Origin of the sequence: Rhodococcus sp. PAMC28707, assembly GCF_004795915.1 — a bacterium.
Taxonomy (GTDB): domain Bacteria; phylum Actinomycetota; class Actinomycetes; order Mycobacteriales; family Mycobacteriaceae; genus Rhodococcoides.
In genome coordinates, this window is the sequence record NZ_CP039253.1 from 3,158,555 (window position 1) to 3,177,570 (window position 19,016).

The following is a 19,016-nucleotide window of genomic DNA, read 5'->3' on the forward strand; positions in this document are numbered from 1 at the left end:
GAGGGCGCGGAGCTTCACAGTCCGCGCACTTCACCGGCGCTTTACCTAGTACCTGGCCCCGTGCGAGAAATGCAGCGCTGGACCAGCCCCACCTCTTCGACTTATAAGACGGGATGAATTCCGTGGCACAGGAAGTGCTGACCGACCTTAACAAGGTCCGCAACATCGGCATCATGGCCCACATCGATGCCGGTAAAACCACTACCACCGAGCGCATCCTGTTCTACACCGGGGTGAACTACAAGATCGGTGAGACGCACGACGGTGCGTCGACGACAGACTGGATGGAGCAGGAGCAGGAGCGTGGCATCACGATCACGTCCGCTGCTGTCACGTGCTTCTGGAACAAAAACCAGATCAACATCATCGATACGCCCGGCCACGTCGACTTCACGGTCGAGGTCGAGCGTTCACTCCGCGTGTTGGATGGCGCCGTAGCCGTTTTCGACGGCAAAGAGGGCGTCGAGCCTCAGTCGGAGCAGGTGTGGCGTCAGGCAGACAAGTACGACGTTCCGCGTATCTGCTTCGTCAACAAGATGGACAAGCTCGGTGCAGATTTCTACTACACCGTGCAGACCATCAAGGATCGGCTCGGTGCCACGCCTTTGGTCATCCAGCTGCCGATCGGTTCAGAGAGTGAGTTCGAAGGCGTCGTCGACCTCGTAGAAATGCGGGCACTGGTCTGGAGTGGCGAGACCAAGCTCGGCGAGGAGTACGAGGTTCGCGAGATCCCCGCTGACCTCAAAGAGCGCGCAGACGAGTACCGCACGTTGCTGCTCGAGACCGTAGCCGAGTCCGACGAGGCGCTTCTGGAGAAGCACTTCGGCGGCGAAGAGCTGACAGTCGAAGAGATCAAGGGCGCCATCCGCAAGATGACGGTCAACAGCGAGCTGTATCCGATTCTGTGTGGATCCGCGTTTAAGAACAAGGGCGTTCAGCCCATGCTCGACGCGGTCATCGACTACCTGCCGTCACCGCTGGACGTCGAGTCCATCACCGGCCAGGCAGTCGGCGACGAAGAAAAGTTGCTCACTCGCAAGCCTGCAGCCGACGAGCCGTTCGCGGCTCTCGCATTCAAGATTGCGACGCACCCGTTCTTCGGCAAGCTGACCTACATCCGGGTTTACTCCGGTCACGTCGAATCCGGAGCTCAGGTCGTCAACTCGACCAAGGGCAAGAAGGAGCGTCTGGGCAAGATCTTCCAGATGCACTCCAACAAGGAAAACCCGGTGCCTTCTGCCAGCGTCGGTCACATCTACGCCGTGATCGGTCTGAAAGATACGACGACGGGTGACACCCTCTGCGATCCGCAGAACCAGATCATTCTCGAATCCATGAGCTTCCCGGATCCGGTCATCCAGGTCTCGATCGAGCCCAAGACCAAGTCCGACCAGGAACGTCTGGGAATGGCTATCCAGAAGCTCGCCGAAGAGGATCCGACCTTCTCCGTCAAGCTGGACGAGGACACCGGTCAGACCGTTATCGGCGGAATGGGCGAGCTGCATCTCGATATCCTCGTCGACCGCATGAAGCGCGAATTCAAGGTCGAGGCCAATGTGGGTAAGCCCCAGGTCGCGTACCGCGAGACCATCCGCAAGACGGTCGAGAAGCACGATTACACCCACAAGAAGCAGACCGGTGGCTCCGGCCAGTTCGCGAAGGTCGTCATCAAGCTCGAGCCTTTCGAAGGCGAAGACGGCGCGACGTACGAGTTCGAGAACAAGGTCAGTGGTGGGCGTGTGCCGAAGGAGTACATCGGTTCGGTCGACGCCGGAGCGCAGGACGCCATGCAGTACGGCGTTCTTGCCGGGTACCCCCTGGTCAACGTCAAGCTCACGCTCCTCGACGGTGCGTACCACGACGTCGACTCGTCGGAAATGGCCTTCAAGGTCGCCGGCTCACAAGCGTTCAAGGAAGCCGCTCGCAAGGCCGGCCCCGTCATTCTCGAGCCCGTCATGGCCGTAGAGGTCATCACGCCCGAGGATTACATGGGTGAGGTCATCGGCGACTTGAACTCCCGCCGTGGTCAGATTCAGGCCATGGAGGAACGCAGCGGTGCCCGTATCGTCAAGGCACAGGTTCCGCTGTCGGAGATGTTCGGCTACATCGGAGACCTTCGGTCGAAGACTCAGGGCCGCGCTAACTACTCCATGGTGTTCGATTCCTACGCTGAAGTTCCTGTGAACGTCGCGAAGGAAATCATCGCGAAGGCAATGGGAGAATAATTTCTTTCCAGCTGGGCACGCTGTATCTGTTCCACCGCACGACCCCTGCAGTTCACAAGAGCTGTACGAGACAACCGCACTGCTGCATTAACGCAAGCACCAATCAGTCCAGGAGGACATAGTGGCGAAGGCGAAGTTCGAGCGGACGAAGCCGCACGTCAACATCGGAACCATCGGTCACGTTGACCACGGCAAAACGACGCTGACGGCAGCAATCACCAAGGTTCTGCACGACAAGTACCCGGACCTCAACGAGGCCTCGGCCTTCGATGAGATCGACAAGGCTCCGGAGGAGAAGGCTCGTGGTATCACGATCAACATCTCCCACGTCGAGTACCAGACCGAAAAGCGCCACTACGCACACGTAGACGCGCCCGGCCACGCCGACTACATCAAGAACATGATCACCGGTGCTGCGCAGATGGACGGCGCAATCCTGGTGGTAGCGGCAACCGACGGCCCGATGCCGCAGACGCGTGAGCATGTGCTCCTCGCCAAGCAGGTCGGCGTTCCGTACATCCTCGTCGCACTGAACAAGTCCGACATGGTCGACGACGAAGAGATCATCGAGCTCGTCGAGATGGAGGTCCGCGAGCTTCTCGCTGCGCAGGACTTCGACGAGGATGCACCGGTTATCAAGGTGTCCGCACTCAAGGCACTCGAGGGTGACCCCAAGTGGGCCGAGAGCGTTCTCGAGCTCATGCAGGCCGTCGACGATTCCGTCCCGGACCCGGTCCGCGAGACGGATAAGCCGTTCCTCATGCCAGTCGAGGACGTTTTCACCATCACCGGCCGTGGCACGGTTGTGACCGGACGTATCGAGCGCGGCTCGGTCAACGTCAACGAAGAGGTCGAGATCGTCGGCATCCGCCCCGGCTCGACCAAGACCACGGTCACCGGTATCGAGATGTTCCGTAAGCTGCTCGACTCGGGCCAGGCCGGCGACAACGTCGGACTGCTCGTTCGTGGCATCAAGCGTGAAGATGTCGAGCGTGGACAGGTTGTCATCAAGCCGGGCACCACGACTCCCCACACGGAGTTCGAGGGCAACGCTTACATCCTGTCCAAGGACGAGGGCGGCCGTCACACGCCGTTCTTCAACAACTACCGCCCGCAGTTCTACTTCCGTACCACGGACGTAACGGGCGTCGTGACCCTTCCCGAGGGCACCGAGATGGTTATGCCCGGTGACAACACCGAGATGACTGTCGTGCTGATCCAGCCGGTCGCCATGGACGAGGGCCTGCGTTTCGCTATCCGCGAGGGCGGTCGTACCGTCGGCGCCGGTCGCGTCACGAAGATCATCAAGTGATCTAGCTTCACTCGAAAAGAGGCGTCCATCTCCGTAAGGAGGTGGACGCCTCTTTTTTTGTGTTCTCGTACCCGCTGACATCCCGCTTGAATGGTCCACTCATACGATCAGATAGCTACAAGGAATCACTCGTGCACATCGAGCTACTTGGACGGCACCGCAGCGTTCACATGCATCTGGATTCGAAGAGCGACTGCTCCGCCTTCGACGGACTCGGCAACGAACTCCGCCTTCTTCTCGGCGGCCCGTGTGAAGGCGTCGATGTCGATGGCAGGGGATGCCGACACGGTGACCGCTAGCGTCGCGGTACCTCGGTCGTCGATAGCTCGGCCCCTGGAGGATTCGACTTCGGGGAACGTCGAGAGATCAGTGGCGATCCCGCGTGCCAGGGCGCCGAGGTCGACTCGGACCGCGAGGGCTTCCTCGGCGTAGATCTGCATCGTCCCGGTGCGCCGCGGCGACAGGTTGCCGATAATCAGTGCAATTGCACCGATGGCGCTGACGATGGCAGTCGCGGCGAGTGCTGCTTCCCACCAGTCTTGCGCCGGTAGTTCCGCGATCGTGGCCCGATCGAATCGAGACAGAGTGCGCACCGCGAGCGGAAGGTCGAAGTACCAGGCGAGCGCGAATGCGCCGGCCCCGAGCAGCGCGACGCCGAGTAGAACGACGAGCAGACGGTCGACGACTGCAGTTGCGCGCTTCATCTGCGTGCCTGGTGGAGTCGGATTCGGGTGTCTCTGGCGTCGGCCAGTACCGACAGCGTCGGTGCTACAGCATCACGGACGGCTTCGGTGAGAGCTTCGTCTTCGCCTGCTTCGGTTCGGTGTACCTCGACGGTGATGCGCTTCTTCGTGACCGTCGTGCAAGCGGATTCGACTCCGGGTACCTCCCCTGCGTGATCGCTGCACATGCGTGCGACGTCGGTCGGTCGCATCCATACCATCGGCGAAGGCGATGTCGGCGAGGTAACCCCGGTGTGTGTCTGCGTGCGGGGCTTGGCTCCGATGACGAGAAGTGACAGTCCGGCAATCATCGCTGCCCCCGATGCGGTGATCATCCATGGCGCCCAATGTAATTCGGAAATCCAGTCGACCGCGTTGCGGATCCAGGGAGCCCCGCCGATCGTGTCGTGCACGATCAAGAATTCGCGACCTGCGACGAAGGCCAGTGCCAGCATGCCGAAGGCGAGCGCAACGGCGACGGGGAGTGCGCCCGGACTTGCCGTCGGTGGGCGCGGTCTCGGTGCCGCAACGGCCGTGTCGTCCGAAACCGGGTGTTCCACAGGTTCTCCGGCGGATGTTGCGGCAACCATGACATTGAGCCGATACAAGGGCAGGCCCACGATATTGTCGAGGGCGCGGGCGACCTCGGTGTAGACGGCCTCGGAGACGTCGGCGATTCGGCACGGCCACGTCAGGCTCACGTAGAGGTTGATCGAGACCGAGTACTCGCCGACCGATGCATCGGCGCGCGGCAGGTCCCGGCCGGTCAAGCGTGATATTCCACCGACGCTACGGACGACGGCAGGCACTGTCAGGGCCGCTGCGACGGCCACGCGTTCGATAGCACGCTCCTTGATGACGAGGGTTCCTCGCCCGCCAGTGTCGGCCGTTGCGGCGCGGTCTGTATCAACCACGGCCGCGACCGCGGCTACGCAGCAACGTAGTGAGGTCGAGGCGGCCATCGAAGTGAGCACCGATCGCGACCCCTACGGCCCCGAGGAACAGTGCGAGTACGAATCCACTGAACCCGCCGATGATTCCAGCAAGCGCCAGCAGCAAGCCCGTGAGCAACCCCGCGAGTGTGTACGTCATCGATGACTCCCTGTCGGTTGTATTGCGACGTCTTCGACGGTGACCACGATCGGTACCGACACGTGTGGCCCGACGGCATCACGCACTCCGCGTGCAACCTCGTGCACGTCGCTGGGGTATTCGACGCTGATGTGGATCTCGCAGACTTCGGCGTCGTTGCGGATTCCGACGATCCTACGACCGGGCAGGTATGTCGCGATCTCACCGAACTCGCCCGGATGCAGTGCGCTGACACCCGCAACACTCAGCGTGATCGACGCGATGGTGTCAGCGAGTTCGATCTCCTGTGGCGCGCTCACTGCACACGCGGTCGGAGGTCCGGATCAGGTCCGGTTTCGGTGTCGTCGAAGAGCATGACGTCGTAGACGGTGACGTTGACCTCGGTGACCTCGAGGCCCGTCATCCGTTCGACGGCGGTGATGATGTTGCGGCGAATACCTGCGGCCAGTTCGTGCAGCGCTACGCCGTATTCGGCGACGATGCCGATGTCGATCGCGGCTTGCTTCTCGCCCACCTCCACGGCCACTCCCTGGCTGTGGTTGACCCGGGCACCCGGTATCCGATCGCGGAGAGCTCCGACCGCTCTGGCTGTGCCGCCACCGACGTCGTAGACGCCGTCGATCTCGCGGGTCGCGATGCCGGCGATCTTTGCGACGACGGCATCGGCGATGATCGTTCGCCCCTGCGTGGTGGTCAGTGCTGCCGAACCCGCTGCAGCGAACCTGGGGTCTGTGGTCATACCTCTGATCGTAGTGATGCTGCCCCGGCGCGGCTACACAAAGTACAACCGGATACGCAGGTTGTCTGCGACAGCCGAAGCGGCCGGCCGGCGCCGAAATACTCGCCGTCTGGTAAAGATCAGTCATGGCAATTGTGATCGTTGGAGCAGGGTTGGCGGGTCTGCGGACCGCCCAGGAACTACGCAAACTCGAGTACGGCGGCGACATCGTGCTCGTCGGTGACGAGAACCATTTGCCGTACGACAGACCTCCACTGTCGAAGGAGGTCATTCGCGGCGAACGTGAGGACACCACCTTCGAACCCGCCGAATACTTCCTCGAACACAACATCGAACTACGCCTGGGCTCGGCTGCAGTAGCCGTGGATACCGCCGCGCAGACTGTGGAATTGGCAGACGGATCGACGCTGGCCTACGACGAACTCGTGCTTGCGACGGGCTTGCACCCTCGACGGATTGCTTCGCTACCGGACCTGGCGGGCGTGCACGTGCTGCGGTCGCGAGACGACGCCGCGGCGCTACGCAAAGACGTCGAATCCAGCAGCCGTGCTCTTGTCGTCGGTGCAGGTTTCATCGGATGTGAACTCGCGGCAGGATTCCGGCATGCGGGGGCCGACGTCGTGATCGTCGAACCGCAACAAACACCGCTCGGTTCGGTGCTCGGCGCCGAGGTGGGCGAGCTCGTCGCTCGATTGCACCGGGAGGAGGGCGTCGACCTCAGGACCGGCATCGGCATCAAGACCCTCCGCGGATCCGATCGAGTAACCCATGCCGTGCTCACCGATGACACCGAGATCGAGGTCGACACCGTAGTGATCGGTGTGGGATCGACACCCGTCACAGGCTTCCTGGCGAGCTCGGGAATCGAGATCGCCGACGGTATCTCCGCGGACGCCGTCGGCCGCACGAGCGATCCGCATGTGTGGACGGTCGGCGATGTCGCTGCGTGGACCGTCGGTGAAGCGAAGAAGCGGGTCGAGCATTGGAGCAACGTCGGCGATCAGGTTCGGGTCATGGTGCCCGCGATCCTCGGTCACGAGGCGGCCCCGGCGCGTCCGCAGGTGCCGTACTTCTGGAGCGACCAATACGATCTGAAGATTCAGGCTCTCGGAACGCCTTCTGCCGATGATTCTGTCAAGATTGTCGACGATGACGGCAGAAAATTCTTGGCCTACTACTTCCGTGACGGAATTCTTACCGCTGTTGTCGGTGCCGGGAAAGCTGGGGGAGTGATGAAGATGCGTGCGAAGATCGGGCTGCCTCTTGAGTGAACTTCTCACGGCTGGGGACATCTCCGACGCGGAGGACGTTCTCGAGCCTGTCATGCGGCGGACGCCTGTCGTGGCGTCGCGGATACTCTCCGACCTGACCGGTCACGAGGTGCGTCTCAAGTGCGAGAATTTGCAACGCACCGGCTCCTTCAAGCCGCGAGGGGCCTACAACCGGATCTCCCGGCTCACCGCATCCGAGCGCGCCAACGGAGTCGTCGCTGCGAGCGCAGGTAATCATGCGCAGGGAGTCGCCTGGGCTGCAACCGAATTGAACATCGCCTCGACGGTGTTCATGCCGACCGGCGCCTCGCTACCGAAGCTCGTCGCCACCAAGGCCTACGGAGCCACGGTGAACCTCGTCGGCGATACCGTCGACGAGGCACTGACCCACGCCCGCGAGTTCGCGGAGCGGACCGGTGCCGTCCTGATACATCCGTTCGATCATCCCGACATCGTTGCCGGGCAGGCGACACTCGGAACCGAACTGCTCGGGCAGATGCCGGAGGTCGGCACCGTCCTCGTTCCGACCGGCGGCGGCGGTCTGCTGGCCGGCGTCGCCGCCGCATTTCATTTTCACAAACCCGATGTGCGGATCATCGGCATCCAGGCCGAGGGCGCGGCTGCGTGGCCGGCCTCGTTGAGAGCGGGCCATCCGATCGCAGCGGCATCGATGTCGACAATGGCCGACGGCATCGCGGTGGGGTTACCGGGGGCAGTTCCGTTCGCTCACGTGGCCGGTTGGGTCGACGACGTCGTCACCGTCAGCGAGGACGCACTATCGCGTGCCTTGCTGCTCTGCATCGAGCGGGCCAAACTCATCGTCGAGCCTGCAGGTGCAGCCGCCGTGGCCGCCCTGATGAGCCGCGACGACCTCGAACTTCGGGGTCCTGTCTGCGCGATCCTGTCCGGCGGCAACATCGATCCGCTGTTGCTGACCCATGTCATCACCCACGGGCTGCGCGCTGCAGGCCGATACTTGGCTGTCCGCGTCACGATTTCGGATCGACCGGGCGGGCTGTTGTCTCTGCTCGAGGTCGTCAAAAATCTTGGTGCGAGCGTCGTCGACGTCGTGCACTCGAGGACCGGAGGCCAGCTCGGCCTGGAGGAGGTCGAAGTCCTGCTCACCGTCGAAACCCGAGGCCCGATTCACCGTCAGGAGATTCTCGACGCTCTCGACGCATCGGCATTCGGGGTCGGAACGCTGTAGGTGCGCGATCGCGCACCTACAGCGTAAGAGTTCGTGGCCAAATCTGCGGAGCGGTACGTGTTCCCCGGATACTTGTCGGTGACTGCCCGTACGATCCGAGCGTGCCCTCAGGTTGCGGCGAACGTGCCCGATTAATTTTCGACGCCACGAGAGTCTGCAGTATTCGAGACCTCAGTGTCTGCAGTAACGAGAAGTACGTGTTCATGACAAAGACAGGGGAGGGTATGTCGTGGCAAATGCCGTCGAAGTAGACAATCTCGTACTCGAGTACGGGAAGAACGTCGCGCTCAACGGGATCAGCTTCTCGGTGCCGGAGGGAACGGTTCTCGGAGTTCTGGGACCGAACGGCGCAGGCAAGACGACGGCGGTTCGCATCTTGGCGACGTTATTGAAGGCGACGTCTGGAACCGCGAAAGTATTCGGCCTCGACGTCGGAAAGCAAGCAGACGAGGTCCGGTCCACCATCGGGTTGACCGGCCAGTTCGCGGCGGTCGACGAGTATCTCACCGGTTACGAGAATCTAGAGATGGTCGGTCGCCTGTTCGGGCTGAAGAAGGCCGAGGCGCGCTCGCGCGCGGACACTCTGCTGGAACGGTTCGATCTGCTCGATGCTCGTGACCGCACAGCCAAGCAGTATTCGGGCGGTATGCGTAGACGCCTCGACATCGCTGCCAGTCTCATCGGTCGGCCGCAGGTGCTGTTTCTCGACGAGCCTACAACCGGTCTCGATCCGCGAAGCCGAATCGGCATGTGGGACTTCATCTCCGATCTGGTCAAGGATGGCACGACCATTCTGTTGACCACGCAGTACTTGGAGGAAGCAGACCGGTTGGCAGACAAGATCATCGTCCTCGACAAGGGGTCGATCATCGCCGAGGGTACCGCTGATCAGCTGAAGGCGCAGGTCGGCGGCGAGCGTCTCGAGTTCGTACTCACCGACCCTGACGATCGGGCACGCGCTCATGAATTGCTGGCTCCGATCGGTGTCGACGAACCGCAGTGGGACGCGCAGGCCCGCCGAATCGTCATGTCGGTAGACGGTGGCGCGGACGACTTGACGACGGCACTGTTGAAGCTGCGCGAAGCCGCTATCTCCGTGGTCGACGTCGGCTTGCGGCGCCCCAACCTGGACGACGTATTCCTCAGTCTCACCGGCCATGCGACCGTGTCGGACGCGGCAGTGGAGGTAGACAAATGAGTGTTGTGCGCGATTCACTGATCATCGGCAAACGCAATCTGATCAAGATCAAGCGGGTTCCGGATCTGCTGGTCTTCGCGACGCTGTCACCCATCATGTTCGTGCTGCTGTTCGCGTACGTGTTCGGCAGTGCCGTCGACATTCCAGGCGGCGGCGACTACAAGAGCTTCCTGATGGGCGGCATCTTCGTTCAGACGATGATCTTCGGTGCCACGATCACCGGATCTTCGCTGGCAGAGGATCTGCAAAAGGGTGTGATGGACAGATTCCGTTCGCTGCCGATGGCACGCTCGGCCGTGGTCATCGGACGAACTGCCGCCGACGTGGGCAACAACTTGGTGACCATCACGATCATGTCCATCACCGGTTTGATCGTTGGCTGGCGCATTACGACGTCGTTCTTCGAGGCTTTGGCGGGGTACGTACTGCTGCTGTTGTTCGCTTACTCGATCTCGTGGGTGATGGCGTTCGTCGGGCTGTCGGTGAGGTCACCGGAAATCTTCAACAATGCGTCGTTCATCGTCATATTCCCCGTCACCTTCATCGCGAACACATTCGTGCCTATCGACGGCTTCCCACCGGTGCTCAAAGCGATCGCCGAATGGAATCCGATCTCCTCGACCGTCCAGGCGGTACGCGAGTTGTTCGGCAACACAAGTCCTTTGGCACCGCCGCCGGATGTGTGGCCACTGCAGAACCCAGTGCTCTATACCCTCATTTGGGTGGTCGTGCTACTGGTGGTCTTCGTGCCGTTGTCGGTGCGTAAGTACGAGAGAACGCTTACTGCTTGAGGCTGGTCTCGAGGAAATCCAGAACCTCGGTCCACATCCGACGCTGCGCCTTCGCGGTGCCTGCGGGCGTTCCACCGGACACAGTGTTGTAGTTACGGTCGACGGTCGTGGGCGTTGCGGGGGGACGCAGAACGTGACCGGCATTCGGCAGGATCAGCAACCTATCCGTATTGCGTTTGCGTCTGGCGATCAACGCGCGCGCCATCCGGTCGGACGGGTACGCCGCGTCGTCATCGCCGGCGATCGCAAGCAGCGGAGCGTCGATCCTCTCGACGGGGATGGTCGCGTCGTATACGTCTTTGTCGTTTTTCAATCCGGCAGCGTATGCGGGTCGTAGCGACAGGGCTTTCGAGGTCGGTCCGGTCGAGAAGACCCTTCGGGCCGCCGTCTTGATCAGCTGCCCGATGAGCCGTTCGCTTCGAATAGGCATGTACGGCAACGGTTGACCGCCGACGGTCAGCGAAGACGTGCGGGGTGGAGGTCCACTGTTGGACCGGGCTTGGAGGACCACGTGGGAGGGCGCCATGGCGATGACGCCGCGGACCGGGAGGCTCGGAGTGCGGGCCAAAGCGGACAACGCCACCGATACCCCGACCGAGCAGGAGTAGACCGCAATGCGATGTGAGTCGACGCGTTCGTGGCCGGCAAAAGCTGCCATTCCTGCGGCGATCGCTTCCACCGGAATCTCCTCGAACTGCTCGGGGAGGCCGGTGTCGTCCATATAGGACAGCACGGCTGCCACGTATCCATGTGAAGCGAGCAGTGCTGCGGTGGGCGCTGCCATTCTTGCGCCCGTGGTGCCGGGGAGAACGATGACCCCGGCGAGCACATGGTCGCCGGTATCGGGCAGGTAGATCCGCAGTCGCCACCCGACACCCGCGAGATCCTCGCGAACCAGGTCTCCGCCCCAGGTGCGACGCACTGTGGTGCTGGACGACCCCTCCACTGCGTGCACCGAGATTCGATAGTCGAGTCCGCCGTCCGATCCGGCGAAGGTGACGGGTACGACGCCTTCGTCGACGAAGAACATGTTCCACCACGGTCGATCGGGGTCGGTGATCAACAGCCGACCGTCGGCATCGATGTTGTAGTCCTGATGTGACACCCAGTGGTGGTTGTTCGCATCCACCGTCGCTATATCGAGATGGACCGGGAGGCCGGGTGCAACACCCAGAACACGGAAGGTGGTGGGGCCGTCGATAGGACCTTCGACTGGGTCGACCTGCAGGGACACGGCATCCATAGTCCAAGTGTGCGCCGTGACCGCGTTCGGTGTCGGTCATATAACGCAAGTTTCCCCGGTCGGATGACTACCGGCCGGGGAAACTCGACTGAATCGAGACCAATGTCTACGAGTGGTAAGGCTCTGCGCTGACGAGCGTGACCTTCATGATCTTGCCGTTCGGCAGCGTGTACTGGCGGGTGTCGCCGACTTTGGCGTTGATGAGTGAACCACCCAGCGGAGAGCTAGGGGAGTAGACCTCGAGCTTGGAGTCGGTGGAACCCTCTTCGCGGGTGGCGATGAGGAAAGTCTCGGCGTCGGACTCGTCACCGTCGTAGTAGACCTTCACCACGGACCCGGGGAGAGCTACACCGGACTGGGTGGGCGCCTCGCCGACCTTGGCGGAGTTCAACAGTTCCTGCAGCTGGCGAATACGGGCTTCCTGCTGACCCTGGTCCTCGCGTGCCGCGTGGTAGCCGCCGTTCTCTTTCAGATCGCCCTCTTCGCGTCGCTCGTTGATTTCGGCGGCGATGATCGGACGATTGGAAATGAGTTGGTCGAGTTCGCTCTTGAGCCTGTCGTGGGACTCCTGGGTAAGCCAGGTCACCTGGGTCTCGGTCATCTCGATCACTCCCTTGTAGTAGAAGTCGCGGTGGACTCCCCGTTTTATGCGGACGGCGCACGCGGCAACCCTGGGGATTGCAGTGTGCAGATTCCCAGGCGTTGTAGGCCCGTTTTTTGAGCCACTGGAGCGCAGCGTCAGCCGCGGGCCACAGTGCCGCCCTGGCCGTCAATGCAGCAATACACGGCTCCAAAGCGGAACCGTGTACCGGCCGATCTTACCACGAGCAGGCGCTAGGTCAGCCTGCACGCAAATAATCGGGGACTTTCAGGCTGCATCCGTAGATGTCGCCGACGGCGGGCGGTCGAGAAGTACGTATCTCAGACTTTACCTCGACTTCGCGTGCGTCCGAGCCGGGTACGAGTACCTCTCGACGTCCGGTTTCCGATCCGTCACGCGAACGCGCCCGCACGATACAGACCGCGTCGTCCTGCGGATCTGCGCGCGTGACGCTGAAACGAATGGAGACGGTGGAATCGTCGAGCAGGTCGAACGCGAGGGCTGTTCCCTCGATGTCTTTCACCGAAAACTTCACATACCCGATGTATGCGATCCCCAGGCCGGCGAGGAGAACCACGATAAGCAGCAGGTTCTTGGTGCGGCGGGAGACCGAACGTGACGTCGACGCGGGATATCGGCCTTCGGGGAGCGTGGAAGTCATGCATGCTTTCGTCGTGAAGGTCGGGGGAACTCGGTGTTCGCTGTGGATCTACGGCAGCCGGTGCGCGTTGTGTCAGCGCCAAGTGGAACTATATGTGTAGGGAAGAAGCAGGCGAAGCTGAGGTGAGGAAAGAACGTGTCCGGACTACGGCTCATGGCGGTGCACGCCCATCCCGACGACGAATCGAGCAAGGGCGCAGCTACGACCGCTCGGTATGCCGCCGAGAACAACGATGTCCTGGTCGTGACGTTGACCGGTGGTGAGCGAGGAGACATCCTCAATCCAGCGATGGACATCCCCGGTGTGAACGATCGCATCGAGGAAGTGCGACGGGAAGAGATGGCGGAGGCTGCCCGCATTCTCGGGGTACGCCAACACTGGCTCGGTTTCGTCGATTCGGGTTTGCCCGAGGGCGACCCGCTGCCCCCACTGCCCGAGGGGTGCTTTGCGCTGGTTCCCCTCGAAGAGTCCACCGAGGCCCTGGTCAGAGTTGTTCGCGAATTCAAACCGCACGTGATGACTACGTACGACGAAAAGGGCGGATACCCGCACCCGGACCACATCAGGTGTCACGAGGTATCGGTTGCGGCCTACGAAGCCGCAGGTGATCCCACGAAGTTCCCCGACGCCGGGGAACCGTGGACGCCACTCAAGCTCTATTACTCGCACGGTTTCCTCCGTAAAAGGATGCAACTGTTCAACGACTGGTTCGTCGATCGCGGCGAAGAGAGCCCTTTCGCCGACTGGTTGAAACGGTGGACTACGGATCGCGACGAAATCATGGAGAGAATCACCACGCAGGTCACTGCTGACGAATATTTCGAGCAACGCGACGACGCTTTGCGGGCGCATGCGACGCAGATCGATCCGAACGGGGTGTTCTTTGCCGTACCCGTCGATGTGCAGCGCAAACTCTGGCCCACCGAAGAGTTCGAACTGGCGCAGACGCGGGTCAAGACGTCGTTGCCCGAAACCGATCTGTTCGCCGGCATCGAAACGAAGGACGTCTGAGTGATCATCTCGCTATTGGCCCAGCAGCCGACCGGCCCGGAGTTCGGTAAATCCTCGCCCGTCGGGCTGGTGATCATCGTTGCGCTTCTCGTCGGTACGGCTCTGCTGATCTGGTCGATGAACAAAAAGATCAAGAAGTTGCCCGCAACTTTCGAGAAGGAAGACCCGAGGCCCGATCAAGAACTCGACGAGGGGACCGATCGCGGCGCGCTGACGGTAAACCCGCTCGAGACGTCGACCGCGGACAAGTCTTCGACCACGGACAAGCGGGCCGACAAGGACGAGACTTAGCCGTGCTCGGTGCCAACGCACTCGGAGTATCGACCAGCCCTTACTTGCTTCAGCACGCGGACAATCCGGTGCATTGGCAGCAGTGGTCGCCCGAGGCGTTGCATTCTGCAGTCGAACGCGATGTTCCGATCCTGCTCTCGATCGGTTATTCGGCCTGTCATTGGTGTCACGTGATGGCGCACGAATCGTTCGAGGACGAGACGGTCGCGGCGCTGATGAACGCCAACTTCGTGTGCATCAAGGTCGATCGTGAGGAACGGCCCGACCTCGACGCCGTCTACATGAACGCGACGGTGGCAATGACGGGTCAGGGCGGCTGGCCGATGACGTGCTTGCTGACACCCGACGCCGAACCGTTCTACTGCGGCACTTACTTCCCGCCCAGACCGCGCGGTGGTATGCCCTCGTTCGAGCAGTTGCTGACCGCGATATCGGACACCTGGAGTACGCGTCGGGAAGAAGTGTTCGACGCATCCGCTGCGATCGTTGCTGCCCTCAGAAACAACTCCGGACAGATGCCGACATCGCAGCGTCCGATCGACTCCGACCTGATGGCAGACGCCGTGGCCTCGGTACTCGAGGACGAAGACGTCGATCGTGGTGGCTTCGGCGGGGCACCCAAGTTTCCGCCGGGTGCACTGTTGGAGGGCCTACTGCGTCATTACGAGCGCACGGGCTCGGCCGCGGCACTCGAGACGGTCGAACGCACCGCGGCCGCAATGGCTCGCGGCGGAATCTATGACCAGCTCGGTGGCGGGTTCGCGCGCTACTCGGTCGACGCGGAATGGGTCGTGCCGCACTTCGAGAAAATGCTCTATGACAACGCGATTCTACTTCGGTTGTACGGGCACCTCGCCCGGGTGACGGGGGATCCGCTGGCCGTTCGCGTAGCCGAGGCGACCGCGGGCTTCCTGCTACGCGAACTGCGAACCGACAATGGGTGTTTCGCCTCCGCTCTCGATGCCGACACCGACGGTGTGGAGGGATCGACCTACGCGTGGACGCCGGAACAGCTCGTGGACGTTCTCGGATTCGAAGATGGTGTCTGGGCGGCAGGCCTGTTCGTCGTCGACAGCGCCGGGACATTCGAAGCCGGCATGTCGGTTCTGCAGTTGCCCGAGGATCCTGACGATCTCGAGCGGTACCGGCGCGTGGCCGAACTGCTGCTTTCGGTTCGAGATCAACGCCCGCAGCCAGGCCGCGATGACAAGGTGGTCACCGCCTGGAACGGCCTGGCAATCACAGCACTCGCCGAAGTGGGTGCGGGACTGGGACGGCCGGAGTGGGTCGATGCCGCTGTCACCTGCGGTGAACAGATCTTCGCGACACACTTCGAGAACGGACGACTGCGACGCGCCTCACTCGGCACGCACGTCGGCGTCGCAACTGGCGTGCTCGAGGACTACTCCTGCCTCGCTGTCGGCTCGCTGGCGCTTCTCCAGGCCACCGGCGAGGAGATCTGGTCGATTCGGGCGCAGGCGATTCTCGACGCTGCGATCGAACACTTCGCCGACCCGGATCATTCAGGCAGTTGGTTCGATACCGCCGATGACGCCGAAGTATTGGTGACGAGGCCGCGAGACCCACTCGACAATGCAACCCCGTCGGGAGCATCGACGGTGACGGAGGCTCTTCTGACGGCAGAGGCGCTTGTGCCGCCCGAAATGTCGGCGCGATACGGAGAGCTCGCCTCGGCCGGGCTCGCCCGTGCGGCTCTGATTCTGGAGCGGGCACCACGATCGGGAGGGCACTGGCTCACCGTCGCCGAGGCGTCGGTGCGGGGACCACTGCAGGTGGCCGTGTCGAGCGTCGGGAAAAGTAGGCTGCTCGCCGTTGCTCGGGCGCACGCTCCCGGAGGTACGACGATCATGGCCGGAGCGGAGAACTCCAGCGCGCTGCTGACGGATCGACCCATGGTCGACGGTAACGAGGCGGCGTACGTGTGTCGCGGATTCGTGTGTGATCGCCCCGCCACTACCGAGGCCGAGCTCATCGCAGCATTGCAGCGCTGACCCTGGCTAGAACAGCACCAACCACACGGCGACGAGGTGGCAGATCGCGGCAAGCACAGTGGCCGCGTGGAAGAACTCGTGATGCCCGAACGTAGTGGGCCAAGGATTTGGCCACTTCGTCGCATACAGGATGGCTCCGATGCTGTACAGGATACCGCCGACAAGCAAAAGAATGAACGGTGCGAAGCCCACTTGCTCGATCAGCGTCGGTGCGACCGGCACGATGGCCCAGCCGAGAATCAGGTACAGCGGTACGCCCACCCAGACGGGTGCGAGAGGCCACAGCATCTTGAGTGCGACGCCGCTGAGTGCACCGATCCAGACGACGATCAGCAGGGTTCTGCCGGTTGCTGCCGGGAGTCCGAGTACCGCGAACGGCGTGTAGCTGCCGGCGATGAACAGAAAGATCATCGAGTGATCGGCACGCTTCATCCACGTGCGAGTGGCAGGAGTCTTCCAGTGAATTCGGTGGTAAGTAGCGCTCACTCCGAAGACACCGCAGACGGTGCTCGCGTAGACCGCCGTCGCGATTCCGGCACTGACGGAGACCAAGCTGAAGGCCAACGTCACGAGGACGATGCCTGCCACGACGGAGACCGCGAAAGCGTAGAGATGAATCCACCCGCGCATCCGAGGTTTCGCGGGTAGTTGGTCGATCCCGAACATCGTCATGCGATCACTTCCTCTCGACTCCGAACCTACGCAACCGTAGGTTCGGTCCGTACTCTACCGGCGAGTAGCTTCGTTGCGTCGGCGTAAGGTTGTGCTCCGTGGTGATCCGACTGTGGTGATGTCTCGGTGAAAATTCTCCCGACGAACGTACGTAACGTGCTGTACAACGTGTACGAGCGGCGCTTGCTCATGCAGCTCGACGGCATGCGCCATCCGCGTCACGTTGCAGTGATGTGTGATGGAAATCGCCGATGGGCACGTGAGAACGGCTTCACCGACGTCGCGCACGGTCATCGCATGGGTGCACTGAAGATCGCTGAGATGCTCGGTTGGTGCGACGCCGCGGGAATCGAGATGGCCACCATCTATCTACTCTCCACCGAAAATCTGTCCCGCGACCCCGACGAGCTCGATTCACTGCTCGAGATCATCACCGACGTCGTCGAGGAGATCTGCGGACCCGAGCAGAACTGGGGTGTCAAGATCGTCGGCACCCTCGAGCTACTTCCACCGTCGACGGCGCGCAGGCTCGAAGAGGCCGCCGCTCGTACCGCGGGGCGAAGCGGAACGCATGTCAACGTCGCAGTGGGCTACGGCGGTCGTCAGGAAATCGCCGACGCAGTCCAGTTATTGGTAAGAGAGAAGATCGCCGAGGGACTCACCGGAGACGACTTGGTGAAATCCATCGACGTCGACGGCATCGATACTCACCTCTACACCTCCGGTCAGCCAGATCCAGATCTGGTGATTCGCACTTCGGGTGAACAACGGCTCTCCGGATTTCTGCTGTGGCAGAGCGCGTACTCGGAAATCTGGTTCACCGAGGCGTACTGGCCCGAATTCCGCCGAGTCGACTTCCTTCGAGCGCTGCGTGATTATGCAGCCAGGCATCGTCGATTCGGAATCTGAAGACCGATCTACAATTTGCGTAATCGGAGCCTGTTGATGGCGTGATCGCTGTCCTTGCGCAGCACCATCGTGGCCCGAGGACGCGTCGGCAGAATGTTCTCGACGAGGTTCGGCAGATTGATCGAGTGCCAGAGATCTTCGGCGGCCATACGTGCGTGCTCGTCGGGCAGATTCGCGTAGTGATGAAAGTGCGCGTCGGGATCGGCGAACGACGTCTTACGCAGCGCGAGAAAGCGCTTCACGTACCAGCGTTCGATGTCCTCGATTCTGGCGTCGACGTAGATCGAGAAGTCGAACAGATCCGAGACCATCAAACGTGACCCGGTCTGCAGCACGTTGAGGCCTTCGACGATGAGAATGTCCGGCTGACGAACCATGTGGAACTGGCCCTTCAGAATGTCGTAGGATACGTGCGAATAGACCGGTGCGGCAACCTCTTCGGCTCCCGACTTCACCTCGGTGACGAAGCGGAGCAGCTTGCGCCGATCGTAGCTCTCGGGAAATCCCTTACGGTGCAGGATCCCGCGACGCATCAACTCTGTCGTCGAATACAGGAAACCGTCGGTGGTGACCAGATCGACGCGCGGATGGTGGTCCCACCGCGCGAGGAGTGCTTGCAGAACTCGGGCTGTCGTCGACTTTCCGACCGCGACACTGCCGGCGACTCCGATGACGAAGGGCACCTGACGATCCGGGTGCTTCTCTCCGAGAAATGTTGCAGTGGCCGCGAACAGCCGTTGCCGTGCAGCGACCTGGAGGTGAATGAGTCGGGCCAGAGGGAGATACACCTCGGCGACTTCTTCGAGATCGATCTGCTCACCCAAGCCGCGGAGGCCGACGAGTTCTTCCTCGGTGAGCACCAGTGGCGTCGACTGCCGAAGAGTGCGCCACTGGGCGCGATCGAATTCGACGTAGGGGCTGGGTTCGCTCATTCGGAGGTACACACCTCGTGTGCCTGGTGCGTACCTGGAAGTACGCACCAGGCGCACGAGGGACACTGAAGTCGCATGGCTTCAGATTGTGCTTGGTGCCACTGATACTCACACGGGCGGGGTAGTT

Annotated in this window: 20 protein-coding genes; 10 read left to right on the top strand and 10 right to left on the bottom strand. The window is 61.9% G+C overall.

Translation table 11 applies throughout. From position 1 onward, the window contains the following. Nucleotides 1-122: 122 nt before the first annotated feature. On the top strand, nucleotides 123-2,225 hold the full coding sequence (fusA, locus tag E5720_RS14515; protein ID WP_136171227.1) for an elongation factor G: 2,103 nt from the start codon (nucleotides 123-125) through the stop codon (nucleotides 2,223-2,225). A gap of 121 nt (nucleotides 2,226-2,346) precedes the next feature. After that, nucleotides 2,347-3,537, top strand: a complete 1,191-nt coding sequence (gene tuf, locus E5720_RS14520; protein ID WP_136171228.1) for an elongation factor Tu — start codon at nucleotides 2,347-2,349, stop codon at nucleotides 3,535-3,537. 143 nt (nucleotides 3,538-3,680) lie between these two features. Here tuf and E5720_RS14525 read toward each other — a convergent pair whose 3' ends face one another. The 5 genes from E5720_RS14525 to E5720_RS14545 are packed head-to-tail and all read right to left on the bottom strand — an operon-like array spanning nucleotide 3,681 to nucleotide 6,090. After that, nucleotides 3,681-4,241, bottom strand: a complete 561-nt coding sequence (locus E5720_RS14525; RefSeq protein WP_136171229.1) for a hypothetical protein — start codon at nucleotides 4,239-4,241, stop codon at nucleotides 3,681-3,683. Continuing rightward, a complete protein-coding gene (locus E5720_RS14530; RefSeq protein ID WP_247595972.1) occupies nucleotides 4,238-5,173 on the bottom strand; it encodes a DUF6286 domain-containing Asp23/Gls24 family envelope stress response protein in 936 nt (311 codons plus the stop codon). Before E5720_RS14530 ends, E5720_RS14525 begins: the two co-directional genes overlap by 4 nt. Continuing rightward, nucleotides 5,166-5,351, bottom strand: a complete 186-nt coding sequence (locus E5720_RS14535) for a DUF2273 domain-containing protein (protein WP_136171231.1) — start codon at nucleotides 5,349-5,351, stop codon at nucleotides 5,166-5,168. Before E5720_RS14535 ends, E5720_RS14530 begins: the two co-directional genes overlap by 8 nt. Further along, nucleotides 5,348-5,650 (bottom strand): hypothetical protein, encoded by a 303-nt coding sequence (locus E5720_RS14540; RefSeq protein WP_136171232.1) that lies wholly within the window; start codon nucleotides 5,648-5,650, stop codon nucleotides 5,348-5,350. The genes E5720_RS14535 and E5720_RS14540 overlap by 4 nt, the downstream gene beginning before the upstream one ends. Beyond that, complete coding sequence (locus tag E5720_RS14545) at nucleotides 5,647-6,090, bottom strand: Asp23/Gls24 family envelope stress response protein (protein WP_084346097.1); 444 nt, start codon at nucleotides 6,088-6,090, stop codon at nucleotides 5,647-5,649. The genes E5720_RS14540 and E5720_RS14545 overlap by 4 nt, the downstream gene beginning before the upstream one ends. Before the next feature lie 125 nt (nucleotides 6,091-6,215). On the opposite strand from E5720_RS14545, the gene E5720_RS14550 reads away from it, so the two are divergent. The 4 genes from E5720_RS14550 (at nucleotide 6,216) to E5720_RS14565 (ending at nucleotide 10,557) form a co-directional block, all read left to right on the top strand. Beyond that, complete coding sequence (locus tag E5720_RS14550) at nucleotides 6,216-7,361, top strand: FAD-dependent oxidoreductase (protein WP_136171233.1); 1,146 nt, start codon at nucleotides 6,216-6,218, stop codon at nucleotides 7,359-7,361. A 52-nt stretch (nucleotides 7,362-7,413) separates the two neighbouring features. Continuing rightward, nucleotides 7,414-8,568: a threonine ammonia-lyase gene (ilvA, locus tag E5720_RS14555; protein ID WP_247596335.1), complete on the top strand. Its 1,155-nt coding sequence runs from the start codon at nucleotides 7,414-7,416 to the stop codon at nucleotides 8,566-8,568. Between the two features lie 229 nt (nucleotides 8,569-8,797). Then, the gene (locus E5720_RS14560; protein ID WP_136171235.1) at nucleotides 8,798-9,766 is read left to right on the top strand and encodes an ATP-binding cassette domain-containing protein; all 969 of its coding nucleotides are present in this window, start codon (nucleotides 8,798-8,800) and stop codon (nucleotides 9,764-9,766) included. Further along, on the top strand, nucleotides 9,763-10,557 hold the full coding sequence (locus E5720_RS14565) for an ABC transporter permease (RefSeq protein WP_084346093.1): 795 nt from the start codon (nucleotides 9,763-9,765) through the stop codon (nucleotides 10,555-10,557). Before E5720_RS14560 ends, E5720_RS14565 begins: the two co-directional genes overlap by 4 nt. On the opposite strand, the gene E5720_RS14570 is transcribed toward E5720_RS14565, so the two are convergent. The 3 genes from E5720_RS14570 to E5720_RS14580 all read right to left on the bottom strand — a co-directional run bounded on the left by E5720_RS14570 (nucleotide 10,547) and on the right by E5720_RS14580 (nucleotide 13,062). Next, nucleotides 10,547-11,800, bottom strand: coding sequence for an alpha/beta hydrolase (locus tag E5720_RS14570; protein ID WP_136171236.1), 1,254 nt, complete (start codon nucleotides 11,798-11,800; stop codon nucleotides 10,547-10,549). The two genes, E5720_RS14565 and E5720_RS14570, sit on opposite strands and share 11 nt — an antisense overlap. Nucleotides 11,801-11,906: 106 nt before the next feature. After that, the gene (gene greA / locus E5720_RS14575) at nucleotides 11,907-12,401 is read right to left on the bottom strand and encodes a transcription elongation factor GreA (RefSeq protein WP_084346091.1); all 495 of its coding nucleotides are present in this window, start codon (nucleotides 12,399-12,401) and stop codon (nucleotides 11,907-11,909) included. Nucleotides 12,402-12,639: 238 nt separating this feature from the next. Continuing rightward, nucleotides 12,640-13,062 (bottom strand): DUF4307 domain-containing protein, encoded by a 423-nt coding sequence (locus E5720_RS14580; RefSeq protein WP_136171237.1) that lies wholly within the window; start codon nucleotides 13,060-13,062, stop codon nucleotides 12,640-12,642. 153 nt (nucleotides 13,063-13,215) lie between these two features. Between E5720_RS14580 and mca the strand changes: the two genes are divergently transcribed. The 3 genes from mca to E5720_RS14595 are packed head-to-tail and all read left to right on the top strand — an operon-like array spanning nucleotide 13,216 to nucleotide 16,376. After that, nucleotides 13,216-14,073 carry a mycothiol conjugate amidase Mca gene (mca, locus tag E5720_RS14585; RefSeq protein ID WP_136172716.1) on the top strand — a complete coding sequence of 286 codons (858 nt, stop codon included), beginning with the start codon at nucleotides 13,216-13,218 and terminating at the stop codon, nucleotides 14,071-14,073. Then, entirely contained in the window at nucleotides 14,074-14,364 is a 291-nt protein-coding gene (locus E5720_RS14590) for a hypothetical protein (protein WP_247595974.1), read from the top strand. 2 nt (nucleotides 14,365-14,366) lie between these two features. Further along, entirely contained in the window at nucleotides 14,367-16,376 is a 2,010-nt protein-coding gene (locus tag E5720_RS14595) for a thioredoxin domain-containing protein (RefSeq protein WP_136171238.1), read from the top strand. Between the two features lie 6 nt (nucleotides 16,377-16,382). Here the strand turns inward: E5720_RS14595 and E5720_RS14600 are convergent, their stop codons facing one another. Further along, a complete protein-coding gene (locus E5720_RS14600) occupies nucleotides 16,383-17,048 on the bottom strand; it encodes a hemolysin III family protein (RefSeq protein WP_136171239.1) in 666 nt (221 codons plus the stop codon). Between the two features lie 189 nt (nucleotides 17,049-17,237). Between E5720_RS14600 and E5720_RS14605 the strand changes: the two genes are divergently transcribed. Then, complete coding sequence (locus E5720_RS14605; RefSeq protein ID WP_281727925.1) at nucleotides 17,238-17,957, top strand: isoprenyl transferase; 720 nt, start codon at nucleotides 17,238-17,240, stop codon at nucleotides 17,955-17,957. A gap of 8 nt (nucleotides 17,958-17,965) precedes the next feature. On the opposite strand, the gene coaA is transcribed toward E5720_RS14605, so the two are convergent. After that, nucleotides 17,966-18,889 (bottom strand): type I pantothenate kinase, encoded by a 924-nt coding sequence (coaA, locus tag E5720_RS14610; RefSeq protein WP_084346084.1) that lies wholly within the window; start codon nucleotides 18,887-18,889, stop codon nucleotides 17,966-17,968. Nucleotides 18,890-19,016 lie beyond the last annotated feature (127 nt).

Excerpts from the sequence above, each read along its gene's own strand:
- E5720_RS14525 (WP_136171229.1), bottom strand. The coding sequence starts at position 4,241 with ATGAAGCGCGCAACTGCAGTCGTCGACCGTCTGCTCGTCGTTCTACTC.
- E5720_RS14535 (WP_136171231.1), bottom strand. The coding sequence starts at position 5,351 with ATGACGTACACACTCGCGGGGTTGCTCACGGGCTTGCTGCTGGCGCTT.
- E5720_RS14545 (WP_084346097.1), bottom strand. The coding sequence starts at position 6,090 with ATGACCACAGACCCCAGGTTCGCTGCAGCGGGTTCGGCAGCACTGACC.
- E5720_RS14550 (WP_136171233.1), top strand. The coding sequence starts at position 6,216 with ATGGCAATTGTGATCGTTGGAGCAGGGTTGGCGGGTCTGCGGACCGCC.
- ilvA (WP_247596335.1), top strand. The coding sequence starts at position 7,414 with ATGCGGCGGACGCCTGTCGTGGCGTCGCGGATACTCTCCGACCTGACC.
- E5720_RS14565 (WP_084346093.1), top strand. The coding sequence starts at position 9,763 with ATGAGTGTTGTGCGCGATTCACTGATCATCGGCAAACGCAATCTGATC.
- E5720_RS14570 (WP_136171236.1), bottom strand. The coding sequence starts at position 11,800 with ATGGATGCCGTGTCCCTGCAGGTCGACCCAGTCGAAGGTCCTATCGAC.
- greA (WP_084346091.1), bottom strand. The coding sequence starts at position 12,401 with ATGACCGAGACCCAGGTGACCTGGCTTACCCAGGAGTCCCACGACAGG.
- E5720_RS14580 (WP_136171237.1), bottom strand. The coding sequence starts at position 13,062 with ATGACTTCCACGCTCCCCGAAGGCCGATATCCCGCGTCGACGTCACGT.
- mca (WP_136172716.1), top strand. The coding sequence starts at position 13,216 with ATGGCGGTGCACGCCCATCCCGACGACGAATCGAGCAAGGGCGCAGCT.
- E5720_RS14600 (WP_136171239.1), bottom strand. The coding sequence starts at position 17,048 with ATGACGATGTTCGGGATCGACCAACTACCCGCGAAACCTCGGATGCGC.
- E5720_RS14605 (WP_281727925.1), top strand. The coding sequence starts at position 17,238 with ATGCAGCTCGACGGCATGCGCCATCCGCGTCACGTTGCAGTGATGTGT.
- coaA (WP_084346084.1), bottom strand. The coding sequence starts at position 18,889 with ATGAGCGAACCCAGCCCCTACGTCGAATTCGATCGCGCCCAGTGGCGC.